We start from the raw sequence: 12,867 nt of genomic DNA, 5'->3' as shown, positions 1-12,867 counted from the left end.
GATGCAGGAAAATAAAACAGCCAAAAGCGGCTTCCGCTTCTCAGGTGTAACGCAGAAACTCGGACCATTACTCGGATTAATCATTCTGATTGTTATTGTTTCCGTGCTGAATCCCAGCTTTTTGGAACCGCTTAATATTCTGAATCTGCTGCGCCAGGTTTCTATTAATGCGTTGATAGCATTTGGTATGACGTTTGTTATTCTCACTGGCGGGATTGACCTGTCGGTTGGTTCTATTCTTGCCTTATCCAGTGCGTTCGTAGCCAATATGATGTTATCCGGTCTTGATCCGATTCTGTCGATCATTATCGGGGTTGCGCTCGGTGGTGTCATGGGTATGGTAAACGGACTCATGATTACGAAGGGCAATATGGCACCGTTTATTGCAACACTTGCAACGATGACTATTTTTAGAGGTCTGACGCTGGTATATACCAATGGTAATCCGATCACAGGTCTTGGTGACAGCCTGCTGTTCCAGTTGTTCGGACGTGGATATCTGCTAGGCATTCCAGTTCCAGCTATTACGATGCTGATTACGTTTGTTATTCTTTGGACCATCTTGCATAAAACGGCCTTCGGCCGCAAAACGTACGCCATCGGCGGTAATGAAAAAGCTTCGATTATTTCGGGTATCAAGGTTTCACGTGTCAAAATTATGATTTACTCCCTCGCAGGTATGCTGGCCGCGCTGGCAGGTGCAATCCTGACCTCGCGTCTGAACTCTGCTCAGCCTACGGCAGGTACTTCTTACGAGCTGGATGCCATCGCAGCGGTTGTACTTGGGGGAACAAGCCTTTCCGGGGGCCGTGGACGCATTGTAGGTACATTAATAGGTGTACTGATTATCGGTGTACTGAATAATGGTCTGAACCTGCTTGGTGTGAACTCCTTCTACCAGATGGTTGTGAAGGGTGTTGTTATTGCCATCGCCGTCCTGCTGGACCGCAAGAAAACTGCATAAGGGAGAGAATTCAACATGAAAAAATGGACACTAACGCTTGTAAGCATGATGCTCATCGTTGTTCTAGCCGGATGCTCGCTGGAGCCGCCGGGCTGGGCGAAACCAAAGGCAGCCGGAGGCAAGGAACAGAAAAAAATCGGCTTGTCGATCTCTACACTGAACAACCCGTTCTTTGTATCCTTAAAAGATGGTGTTGTGGCTGAAGCACAGAAACAAGGCATTCAGGTTGTGGTCGTGGATGCACAGAACGACTCAGCAAAACAGACCAATGATGTGGATGATCTTATTCAACAGGGTGTAGATGCCTTGCTGATTAACCCGGCCGATTCTGCGGCGATCTCGACAGCTGTGCAATCTGCCAATACGGTAGGCATTCCGGTGATTACACTTGACCGTTCGGCAGATAAAGGGGACGTTGCAGCACTTGTCGCTTCCGATAATGCGAAGGGTGGCCGGATGGCAGCGGAATATATCGTGAAACAGCTGGGCGAAGGCGCCAAAGTTATTGAGCTTGAAGGTGTACCAGGGGCATCGGCGACAAGGGAGCGCGGCAAAGGATTTCATGAAATTGCAGACCAGAAGCTTGACGTGGTTGCCAAACAATCTGCTGACTTCGACCGTTCCAAAGGTTTGAATGTCATGGAAAACCTGCTGCAAGGCAATCCGGATGTACAGGCGGTATTTGCTCATAATGACGAGATGGCACTTGGTGCGATTGAAGCTATTCAAAGCTCGGGTAAAGATATCCCTGTGATCGGATTTGACGGTAATGACGATGCCATTAAATCGATTCAGGATGGCAAACTCACGGCAACCGTAGCTCAGCAGCCTGAGCTGATTGGACAGCTTGCGCTGCAAGCGGCACTCGATGTACTGAGTGGGAAACAGGTGGAGAAATCCATCCCGGCTGAATTGAAGCTGGTAACAAAGGAAAACGTGAATCAATAAAATAAGCATTGCATATGTAGAAAACCAATCTCGTTCTGGCTGAGTTAGCCGGAGCGGGATTTTTTTGCTTTACTCCAAACTCCAAACAGGACTCGGACAATATGGATTGCAAATTATGGATTGCTCTATTCATGTGTTTTTGGATATACATAATCAATCCATTCATTGTTATACTGACGTAACGAAAATGGTGAACAGAAAGGAGCAGAATGCATGGGCAATACAGTGGAGGAAAATTTGAAGACAGTCAGGCAGCAGATTGCGTTGGCTTGCGAGGTCTCTGGACGAAATGCAGCAGATATTCAGCTGCTCTTGGCAACCAAAACGGTGCCGCTAGAAAAGTTAAATATGGCTGTTCAAGCAGGTGAACAGCTGTTTGGAGAAAACAAGGTGCAGGAACTTCGAGACAAGTATCCTCTGATGCAGCAATCCAATGACTTGGAATGGCATTTTATCGGACATCTGCAGACGAATAAAGTAAAGGAGGTCGTGAAATATGTGACCATGATCCACTCCGTGGATCGTCTGAAGCTCGGGCAGGTTTTACATGACCAGCTTGTGAAAGAGCAGCGGACTATGGACATTTTAGTACAAATCAATACGTCCTATGAAGAAAGTAAATTTGGCGCTTCTCCAGAGGATGCAGTGGAGCTCGTTGAACAATTATCTCATTTTGAGACACTTCATGTAAAAGGTTTAATGACGATTGGGAAGCTGCATGCATCAGCTGATGAGACCCGCCAATGTTTTCGCTTGTTGAAACAGCTCAGCATGCAAATCAGAGAGAGAAACATCCCACGTGTCGAGATGGAAATGTTATCGATGGGCATGTCCGGTGATTTCAGTATCGCGATTGAAGAGGGAGCGACCATCGTTCGTGTGGGAACCAATGTATTTGGCCCACGTTATCTGCCCGATGAATATTACTGGAACGAACATAAAAAGATAGAAGATTAGTTGAGGGGCAGGGGTTTACATTGAAAACAGCATCTAATAGAATTCGCGGGCGTGATCTAATATCACCAGTGACCGCGGCTTTAATTTCTGTAATTGTCAATTACGGAGGGACCTTCATTCTTGTGTTTCAAGCGGCCAAAGCAGCTGGGTTGAGCCCGGAAATGACCGCATCCTGGATATGGTCCATTTCGATTGGCGTCGGGATCACGGGGATATGGCTTAGTTACCGCTACAAAGAACCTATCATAACAGCGTGGTCTACACCAGCCGCAGCCTTTCTTGTTTCTATGCTGGCTGTAACACCTTATTCTGAAGCCGTAGGTGCTTATATGGTATCCGCTGTTGGTTTTATCATTTTGGGCTTGTCTGGTTTGTTCGAACGGTTCGTTCGATTAATCCCGCCAGGGATCGCTTCTGGTTTACTTGCAGGAATTCTGCTCCAGTTTGGTATCTCAGCGTTTGAAGGGGCCAAGGTCGAACCTGTACTTGTTATTCTGCTGTTCACCGCCTATATCGTGTTAAAACGGTTTACATCTCGCTATGCCATCGTTGGTATATTGGTTCTCGGTCTGATCTACCTGATGATTATGGGGAAAACCGATTTCAGCTCCATCCAGCTGGCGGTCGCTTTACCTGTATTTACAGCTCCCGAATTCTCAATTCAAGCGTTGCTCGGTGTAGCCCTGCCGTTATTTATTATTACGCTGACGGGGCAGTACATGCCAGGTATGCTGGTTCTCCGTAATGACGGTTTTCGAACGAGTGCCAACCCTATATTAACGGTGACCGGCCTGGGTTCACTTATCGCTGCACCATTCGGCTCACATGCATTTAACGTGGCAGCCATTACCGCAGCCATATGCACGGGGAAAGATGCGCATGAGGATGCGTCCAAGCGTTATATTGCGGGCATTGCCTGCGGAGTCTTCTACATAACTGTCGGCATTTTTGGCGTCACCTTAGCCGCATTATTTTTAATTCTTCCCGCAGCATTTATCGCTACATTAGCGGGCTTGGCTTTGCTTGGAACGATCGGCGGCAGCCTGGCTAACGCTCTGGCGGACCCGAATGGACGGGAGACGGCATTGATTACATTTTTAGCAACAGCCGCTAATGTGACTTTGTTTGGCATCGGCGGTGCATTTTGGGGACTTGTAGCAGGAGTTATGGCACATCTTCTAATTCATTATAAATTTGCCAAAAAACAACTTGGAACGAATGGTTAAGAAACCGGAAGGGATGAGGATCAGGATGTTAAAACATACAGAGAGTCAAGATAAAACTGTGGCAGCAGCAACCCGTCACGAGCTGGCAAGACAGCGGGATACGATAGAACTGATTGCTTCAGAGAATTTTGTGAGCCAAGCCGTAATGGAGGCCACGGCCAGCGTATTAACCAATAAATATGCAGAGGGTTATTCGGGCAGAAGATATTATGGTGGCTGCGAGCATGTTGATACGGTAGAGGATATTGCTAATCATCGCCTGAAACAACTATTTGGTGCTGAAAATGCGAATGTGCAGCCTCATTCCGGTTCACAGGCGAATATGGCTGTATATTTTGCCTCGGCCCGGATGGGTGATACGATTCTTGGCATGAACCTTGCTCACGGCGGTCATCTGACACATGGAAATCTTGTTAATTTTTCAGGAAGATTTTATCACTTTGTTCCCTATGGTGTTGATCCGGAAACAGGTCTTATTGATTTTGACCAAGTTCGAAAACTGGCCCACAAGCATCGTCCACGAATGATCGTTGCAGGCGGAAGTGCATACCCGAGGCGCATTGATTTTGAGCTTTTTGCTGAAATTGCTTCCGAAGTGGGAGCCTTGCTGTTTGTAGATATGGCACACATCGCGGGCATTGTTGCAGCAGGATTACATCCTAACCCCGTACCGCACGCGCATATTGTATCAACCACGACACATAAGACGCTGCGAGGTCCGCGTGGAGGTGCTATTTTGTGTAAAGAATCCTGGGCACAGGCCATCGATAAAGCTGTATTTCCAGGAACACAGGGCGGGCCATTTATGCATATTATTGCGGGAAAAGCGGTCGCTTTCGGGGAAGCATTGCAATCTGATTTCACAGTTTATATGAGAAATGTTCTGAATAATGCCAAGGTAATGGCGGAAACGCTGATGAATGAAGGGCTTTCTCTAGTTTCTGGTGGCACCGATAATCATCTCATTCTCGTTGATCTGCGCAGCGTTGGCCTTACGGGTAAAGACGCTCAAATGATGCTGGATGAAGCAGGCATCACAGCAAACAAAAATTCGATTCCTCATGATACAGCAAGTCCGTTAGTTACAAGCGGTATTCGGTTTGGAACTCCGGCCATGACAACCAGAGGACTTGGTGCGGGGGAGATGAAAGAAATTGCCGAGCTGATCGCACTTGCATTTAAAAATCCAGCGAACACTAAAGTAAAACAGCACATATCAGGTTGTGTGCGCGAGATAACATCACGATTTCCTCTGTACGAAGCAGGGGCCTCGTTCACCTCATAAATAGATACAGCCCGTCTGCAATCTTCTCTAATTATCCATGAGTATTGCCGGCGGGCTCTATTTCAATGGTTATAATACGGTCCGGGCAAATCGGGAGATGCCTTCTTCGATTCGTTTCTCATCTACTTTAGCAAAGCCTAATACCCACCCCTTACGATCACTCTCCAGACAGTATTTGCTCAACGGATAAACACAGACACCCTGCCTGCGGGCGGCAGAGGTTATTGCAGCTTCATCACATGACACATCTGCTTCAAGAAGCATATGTAATCCCGTTTCTACTCCGCTTAACTTAAAACGCGAACTAAGACCAGAAGAATGGATGGCTTTGGTCATAACCTCGTGTCTACGGCGATAAACGTTACGAACCCTTCTCATGTGGCGCATAAATTGCCCCCGCTCAATAAAATGATTCAGCGTAAGCTGCTCCATTATGGGTAGATGTCGATAAGTCAGTTCATGAATCTGGGTAAGCCGCTCAACCGCTGCTTGAGGTCCTATGATTGCGGATAAACGTATACCGGGAGCAATCATTTTGGAGAAACTCATCATATAAAGCGTATTCTGAGGCAGCTGGCTGAACAGGGTGGGAATCGGGTCTCCACGATATCTGAATTCGCTATCGTAATCGTCCTCGATAATCCACATTCCACGTTTCCCGGCCAACTGCATGAATTGCTGTCTGCGCGGCTCTGACATGATGATTCCGGTGGCACATTGGTGCGAAGGGGTGACAAATGCGAGTTTCGAATCTGGATGGATGCGATCTACACACAGTCCCTGCTCATCAACCGGTACGGCATCGATCTGCATACCGCGGTATCTCATGGTGGTCCAGGCAGCAGGAAAACCGGGGTCTTCCACAGACACTCTGTCTCCTTCAGTCAGAAGTGCCTGAGTAATCAAATCAATGCTGTGCTGTGCACCTGAAGTTAACAAAATCTGATCAACCTCAATATGAATTCCTCGCTCCAGTGACAAGTAACGTTGGATCTGTTCTCGCAGCGGAAGGAAACCTCGGGCATCCCCATATGACCAGATATCAAGGTCGGGTTCAGCAGACACCTGCAAAAATGATTTCCTCCAGGATTGCGTGAACGTTTCATCCAAGTAAGGCTCGTGTGGATTGAAATCAATGTCCACCTGCGTTGCATCTCCATCTCCAAACCAGCTCTGCAGTTTGGCAATGGATTCGTGTACTACGGGCAGTAAGGGAGGTACAGGCCCGGGCGCTGGCTCCTCTTTTAAAGAACGGAGCACTTGAATCGAGCTGCTGACTCTTGTTCCACCGCGACGTGAAGTTACCGTATAACCCCGGCTGAATAATTCTTCGTAAACGATCTGGATTGTAGACCGTGAAACACCAATAAGAGCAGCTAACTCGCGTGACGGAAGCAGCAGTTCACCTGGAGGCCAGTTCCCGGTTGTAATGTTGTGAATAGCCTGGTCAAGCAGCTGCTGCCAGATTGGACGCTCATCATTTCGGTTCACTTTTAACATCTTAACAACTCCATTGTTGTTGAAATTATGGATTGCATATTATTTAACAATGAAAATATATCAGGCACTCCATTGTGGGAATACTATCATGATAACGGTTCAAGCTGCAATATTAATCACTGTTAACTATATTTATTTGACTGTTCATCTGAAGTTCATATGAAGTTCGTGGGCAGTTCATTTTCCTCTTCTATACTGGGTTAGGTAACAGCACAACACGACGATCACTGAGCAGAAGAGGAGAAGATGAATTTGACACGTAAAAAAAGAACCTCTATCGTTGCTATGACCTTGGCATTTGCGATGTTAGTTCCCACAGCTGCATATGCAGCTGAAATTCCAGCGAAGCTGGATTATGGGTTAACTCAAAAAGCAGTCACTGCAAAAACGAAAACATTGACCGAAACTTACGGTGTTACAAGTGTTCAGTACGCATTGATCGATGGAGGAGACATTGTTCTTTCTGGACAGACAGGAATCAACGACCCGTCCAATCATGTACCTCTTACGTCAGGTACCATGTATGGCATAGGATCAACAAGTAAAATGTTCCTGACAACCGCTGTCATGAAGCTGGTTGATGAGGGTAAAGTGAAACTGGACGATCCTGTAGTGGACTATATTCCTGAATTTAAAATGAAGGACAAGCGTTTTGCCCAAATTACAGTACGTATGCTGTTAAATCATTCATCGGGACTGCTTGGCACTTCCAGTAATAGTGCTATTTTATTCGAAGATCCAGACACTCACGCTCATGATACATTACTGGAACAGTTAGCCTTACAGCATTTGAAGGCAGATCCGGGAGCTTATTCGGTTTATAGTAATGACGGGTTTTCATTAGCCGAGATTCTGGTGGAGCGAGTCAGCGGCTTGAGTTTTACAGAATTCATGCACCGTAATATTACAACGCCTCTTGGCATGAATCATACCAAGACGCCACAAGATCCACTCGATTTGAATCAAATGGCAACGACTTACTCCGCCAAGAAAGAACAGCAGCCTTTGGAGACAACCAACATGATTGCCTCAGGAGGCATCTATTCCACAGCCGAAGACTTGGTGAAGCTGTCACAAGTATTCACGAATGAGAAGAATGGTGTTCTTTCCAAAGAAGCAGCGAAAGCTACCGGACAGGAAGAGTACAAACGGGGAATGTGGCCAGAGGACAGCGATTCGTCTATTGCCTATGGACTCGGATGGGACAGTGTGAGCTTGTTTCCTTTCAATCAATACGGGATCAAGGCGTGGACGAAAGGCGGAAATACGATAGCCTATCATTCATCTCTAATCGTATTGCCTGAGCATAACATGGCTGCAGCCGTTACATCGTCTGGAGGTTCAAGTTCAACGAATCAATTAATAGCAACGGAACTCTTACTCGGTGCGCTGGAAGAAAAGAAGCTGATTCCGGAGCGTAAACCAGAGAAGTCGCATGGTGTGCCTGTAAAAGCGGATATGCCAAAAGAAGAGATGAAACATTCAGGAATCTATGGCGGCGGCGCCAACATATTAATGAAACTGGAAGTGCAGGAGAGCGGCCAACTCACGATCTCGATGTTAACGGCTCCCAATAGTCCGGAGCAGACGTACACATACATTGCTGATGGATCTTTTGTAAATGAAGCAGGTACGGAGAAACTGAAGTTTGTTAAGGAAGATAACGGAAATACGTATCTTTGGACACGTTCGTATCAATCGGCACCTGGACTCGGGCAGCTTGCTTCGTCGGAGTACAAGGCCCAGAAGCTGCAAGCGAATCCATTGTCGGACGAAGCCAAAGCTGCGTGGCAAGCGCGTGTTGGTAAAGCGTATGTACTCGTGAATGAAAAACATACCTCGACTCTATATAATACAGCGATGCCGCTTATCCCTATTCAATTGCTGAGTGAACTGCCAGGTTATATTTACACCAATGCAATCACCGGTGCGGATCAAGCTATGAATCGATTACAAATTCCTGGTGTAGCCGGACGTGACACGATGGAATTTACATTTTTCAAACAGGACGGTGTAGAGTTTATTTCACAAGGAGGCAATATATATGCCAGCCAGGATATTGTGAAACCGATGTATGTAGGTCAGCAATCGAAAACGACAATTCAGGCGAATGGTTACGCCAGATGGTTCTCTATCCCGTCTTCGGCTGGAGGGAAAGCAATGAAAGTGAACGTCCCTTCAGATGGTTCTTTTGTTGTATACGATGCGACTGGTGTTAGCCTGAATCATAGCGTAGTTAGCGGTCAAACAACAATGATACTTCCAGAGAAAGGCTACATTGTCTTTGCAGGTGAAGCGGGATCTGTTTTTGGGATAACGTTAAAATAAAGGCCTAAAACTCCATAAGATAGCTAAAAAGTCGCATTTTGCGGCTTTTTTGACGTTTTAATGATTCAAATTTTAAACTCTTAGGTTTCGCATACCTCACCCTTGGGGTAAGTATAATAGAATTTTACAAGTACATTTGAGGAATGCCATGGAAACATTAGATGAAGGTGGGTAGAAAGAGCATTGATTGGTCAAGAGCTGAGAATAATAAGCTTAGCGTGATGCGGAACATAACGATGGTATGGCGTCAAGCCGAGGAGGACATATGAAGAATAACAGGATTACAATACTTATACTTACGATGGTACTGCTTCTGGTGTCCGGCTTTACAGGTTGGATAGGAAGCGTACAGGCACAATCCGGGACAGAAAAAACCTATGTCATCGGTACGGATGTCACCTTTGCACCCTTTGAGTTTCAGGACATCAACGGTGATTTTGTCGGCATCGATATGGATATCCTGGCGGCAATTGCAAAGGATCAGAATTTCAAGTATGAAATCAAGGCATTAGGCTTCAATGCCGCAGTACAGGCGCTGGAATCCAATCAGGTGGATGGCGTAATCGCAGGCATGAGCATTACAGATGAGCGCAAAACGAAATTTGATTTTTCCAATACTTACTTTGAATCTGGCGTCGTGATGGGTGTTAGTGTTAACAATAATTCCGTAAAAAGCTATGAGGATTTGCGTGGTCAAAAAGTAGCCGTTAAAACGGGTACGGAAGGATATCGCTTTGCTGAGGCGAATGCGTCAAAGTATGGATATACGATTGTGCCTTTTGATGATTCAGCGCAGATGTATGATGATGTCAAAACGGGCAATTCCGTCGCTTGTTTCGATGATTTTCCTGTACTGAAATATGGAGCGAATCAGAACAACGGACTGAAAGTGGTTACGGAACAAGAAAAAGGAGCACCTTATGGTTTTGCTGTAAGCAAGGGCAAAAATCAGGAGCTGCTGCAGAAGTTTAATGCAGGTCTTGCAAACATCAAGGAGAATGGTGAATACCAGCGTATCGTCGATAAATATCTGGGTGATAACGCCGAAACGGTTGCAAACCTGGGACGAATGGAACTTGTCATCAAATCCCTTCCAGCTTTGCTGAAAGGTCTGTGGCAAACGCTGCTGTACACGCTGATGTCGTTATTTTTTGCTTTTATTATTGGTTTGATTTTTGCCTTTATGAAAGTAGGACATAACAAAATACTGCGTGGCATCGCTACAGTATTTGTTGATATTTTCAGAGGTATTCCGTTGCTGGTGCTCGCATTTTTCATTTATTTTGGTATCCCGCAAGCCTTTGGCTTTACGATGCCACTGTTTCTTGCAGCGATTCTGACGCTGAGCTTGAACGCGGGTGCCTACGTCACCGAAATTATCCGCGGAGGTATCCAATCGATTGATCGTGGACAGATGGAGGCGGCTCGTTCACTTGGACTTCCGTATCGCAAAGCGATGATGGAAATTGTCATTCCTCAAGCGATTCGTGTGATGATCCCTTCATTTATCAACCAGATGGTCATTACGCTGAAGGATACATCGATTCTCTCCGTTATCGGTCTGGTTGAGCTTACACAATCGGGTAAAATTATTATTGCCAGAACGTTTGCTTCCTTTGACATCTGGTTAACCGTTGCGGTGATGTATCTGATCGTTATTATTACACTGACTAGAATTGCCGATTATCTGGAGGTGAGAATCCGTCGTGGGTAAAATTAGAGTAGAAGGACTGAAAAAAAGTTTTGGTTCAAATCAGGTGTTAAAAGGCATTGACGTTGTTGTAAACGAAGGAGAGGTCGTATGTGTCATTGGCCCCTCCGGTTCAGGGAAAAGTACATTTCTGCGCTGCATTAATCGACTGGAGGACATCACTGCAGGTCATGTGATCGTTGATGATCAGGATTTGAACAGCAGTGAAACCAATATCAATAAAGCTCGTGAGAACATTGGTATGGTATTCCAGAACTTTAATCTTTTTCCGCATTTCAGCGTGCTTAAAAATATTATGTTTGCGCCGATGGAGCTTGGCAAATTAAATGAAGCGCAGGCACGGGACACGGCGCTTCGCTTGCTTGACCGTGTTGGTCTGGCGGATAAAGCGGATAGCTTTCCAAGCCAGCTCTCGGGTGGACAGAAGCAGCGGGTAGCTATTGCTCGTGCACTTGCGATGAACCCGGATGTGATGCTGTTCGATGAGCCTACGTCAGCGCTTGACCCCGAAATGGTAGGCGAGGTGCTTGGCGTTATGAAGGACCTCGCTAGGGAAGGTATGACGATGATCATTGTTACGCATGAGATGGGCTTTGCCCGCGAAGTTGCGGATCGGGTTATTTTTATGGACGGAGGATATATTGTTGAGGAAGGTAATCCTGAACAGATCTTCGGTAAACCGCAGCACGAACGTACAATCAGTTTTTTGGAAAAGGTGCTCTAATCCGTACTATCATGGTTCAGCACAAAAAAGTCGCGATATGCGGCTTTTTTTGTTTTGTACATTTATTCCATATAGGACTATAATAGGATTCCTGAAAACAGTGAACGTATTGTATCTACATCCATATAACAGTCACTTTAAATCTCTTGCAAAGGAGTATCATCCTATGACCGAACCCGTACCTGAGATTGTACAACGACAATCCATTGAAGCCTTTCAGTCTGCGATCCGCAAATCGGAAAACGCGCTGAAGAACATGAAGGGGAAGGAAGCTAATACATCTGTTATAGAGAAACGACTTCATGCGCTAATCGTCAGTTTATATACATTGGAGCACACCTGGAATGGGAGAGATGACCAACATTATAGCAGCTTGGAAATATCCGAGGCACGTCAAGTGATGAACAATCTCCTTCCTTCTCTTGAACGAATGATGGAGAAGTCGACAGCTGGAACACCTCAACATACGTTGCTTGAGAGAAGAATTCGGGCTTTTCAACTTGCCATCCAAGCCATGGAGCAGAAATTTCATTGAGATACTTGACAAAGAGATAAGCAAAAGGTAGTCTTCTCTTATGACAGTGGTCACTGACATTGCAATAATAAGGAGAGCTTGATGTCCAATCCAAGTAAACAAAGCACAAGAGAAAAGTTAATGTTAACCGCAATTGATCTGTTCTCGTTAAAAGGATATAAAAGTGTTACAACACAGGAGATTGCCTTAACCGCGGGTGTAAGTGAGAAGACGTTATTTCGCCACTTCGGTACGAAACAAAATCTGCTTGAGAGCGCATTTGATGAATATCATTATGCCGCAGAAATGACACGTCTTTTCGAGGAAAAACTGGTGTGGAATTTGCATTCAGACTTATTGTTAGTGAGCAGAACCTATCATGAACTTATGCATAAGAACCGCAAATTGTTTATGATCAGCCTGAAGGAAATGAATCATTTGCCGGAATTAAGAACACGAACGATAAGGCACCCGCAGCAGTTACTTGAGCTGTTAACCCGATATTTACAAACAATGTACGAGCAAGGCAAGGTGATTCAGATCAATGCTGAATTACAGGCTTTCTCCTTCATGGCATTAAACTACGGCTTGTTTATTAACCATATGGAGGATAATGTACATTTTCCGTGGCTTTCATTAGAAGATGTGATTACCGAAAGTGTATGGACGTTCACTAGGGCGTTAACGCCCTAGTTTTTTAATCTATATTG

11 protein-coding genes are annotated in these 12,867 nt (G+C 45.6%); 10 read left to right on the top strand and 1 reads right to left on the bottom strand.

The window, feature by feature from the left end:
- Window position 1 precedes the first annotated feature (1 nt).
- From IEW26_RS09320 to glyA, 5 genes are all read left to right on the top strand, one after another.
- The gene (locus IEW26_RS09320; RefSeq protein WP_373288458.1) at window positions 2-964 is read left to right on the top strand and encodes an ABC transporter permease subunit; all 963 of its coding nucleotides are present in this window, start codon (window positions 2-4) and stop codon (window positions 962-964) included.
- Window positions 965-979: 15 nt separating this feature from the next.
- Entirely contained in the window at window positions 980-1,912 is a 933-nt protein-coding gene (rbsB, locus tag IEW26_RS09315) for a ribose ABC transporter substrate-binding protein RbsB (RefSeq protein ID WP_188592176.1), read from the top strand.
- Window positions 1,913-2,125: 213 nt separating this feature from the next.
- Window positions 2,126-2,869 (top strand): YggS family pyridoxal phosphate-dependent enzyme, encoded by a 744-nt coding sequence (locus tag IEW26_RS09310; RefSeq protein WP_188592175.1) that lies wholly within the window; start codon window positions 2,126-2,128, stop codon window positions 2,867-2,869.
- A gap of 20 nt (window positions 2,870-2,889) precedes the next feature.
- Window positions 2,890-4,095 (top strand): benzoate/H(+) symporter BenE family transporter, encoded by a 1,206-nt coding sequence (locus IEW26_RS09305; RefSeq protein ID WP_145402359.1) that lies wholly within the window; start codon window positions 2,890-2,892, stop codon window positions 4,093-4,095.
- A 25-nt stretch (window positions 4,096-4,120) separates the two neighbouring features.
- Window positions 4,121-5,380, top strand: a complete 1,260-nt coding sequence (glyA, locus tag IEW26_RS09300; protein ID WP_188592174.1) for a serine hydroxymethyltransferase — start codon at window positions 4,121-4,123, stop codon at window positions 5,378-5,380.
- A gap of 69 nt (window positions 5,381-5,449) precedes the next feature.
- Here glyA and pdxR read toward each other — a convergent pair whose 3' ends face one another.
- Window positions 5,450-6,880 (bottom strand): MocR-like pyridoxine biosynthesis transcription factor PdxR, encoded by a 1,431-nt coding sequence (pdxR, locus tag IEW26_RS09295; protein WP_145402357.1) that lies wholly within the window; start codon window positions 6,878-6,880, stop codon window positions 5,450-5,452.
- A 246-nt stretch (window positions 6,881-7,126) separates the two neighbouring features.
- Here pdxR and IEW26_RS09290 point away from each other — a divergent pair, with 246 nt between their 5' ends.
- From IEW26_RS09290 to IEW26_RS09270, 5 genes are all read left to right on the top strand, one after another.
- Window positions 7,127-9,208, top strand: coding sequence for a serine hydrolase domain-containing protein (locus IEW26_RS09290; protein WP_188592173.1), 2,082 nt, complete (start codon window positions 7,127-7,129; stop codon window positions 9,206-9,208).
- A gap of 265 nt (window positions 9,209-9,473) precedes the next feature.
- On the top strand, window positions 9,474-10,922 hold the full coding sequence (locus IEW26_RS09285; protein ID WP_188592172.1) for an amino acid ABC transporter substrate-binding protein/permease: 1,449 nt from the start codon (window positions 9,474-9,476) through the stop codon (window positions 10,920-10,922).
- On the top strand, window positions 10,915-11,643 hold the full coding sequence (locus IEW26_RS09280; protein WP_188592171.1) for an amino acid ABC transporter ATP-binding protein: 729 nt from the start codon (window positions 10,915-10,917) through the stop codon (window positions 11,641-11,643). Before IEW26_RS09285 ends, IEW26_RS09280 begins: the two co-directional genes overlap by 8 nt.
- A 166-nt stretch (window positions 11,644-11,809) precedes the next feature.
- Complete coding sequence (locus IEW26_RS09275; protein WP_145402353.1) at window positions 11,810-12,178, top strand: D-aminoacyl-tRNA deacylase; 369 nt, start codon at window positions 11,810-11,812, stop codon at window positions 12,176-12,178.
- Window positions 12,179-12,259: 81 nt separating this feature from the next.
- Window positions 12,260-12,850: a TetR/AcrR family transcriptional regulator gene (locus IEW26_RS09270; RefSeq protein WP_188592170.1), complete on the top strand. Its 591-nt coding sequence runs from the start codon at window positions 12,260-12,262 to the stop codon at window positions 12,848-12,850.
- The last annotated feature ends 17 nt before the right edge of the window (window positions 12,851-12,867 follow it).

The organism is Paenibacillus silvae (assembly GCF_014639235.1).
GTDB lineage: Bacteria > Bacillota > Bacilli > Paenibacillales > Paenibacillaceae > Paenibacillus > Paenibacillus silvae.
This window is presented reverse-complemented; position numbering and strand designations above follow the sequence as displayed.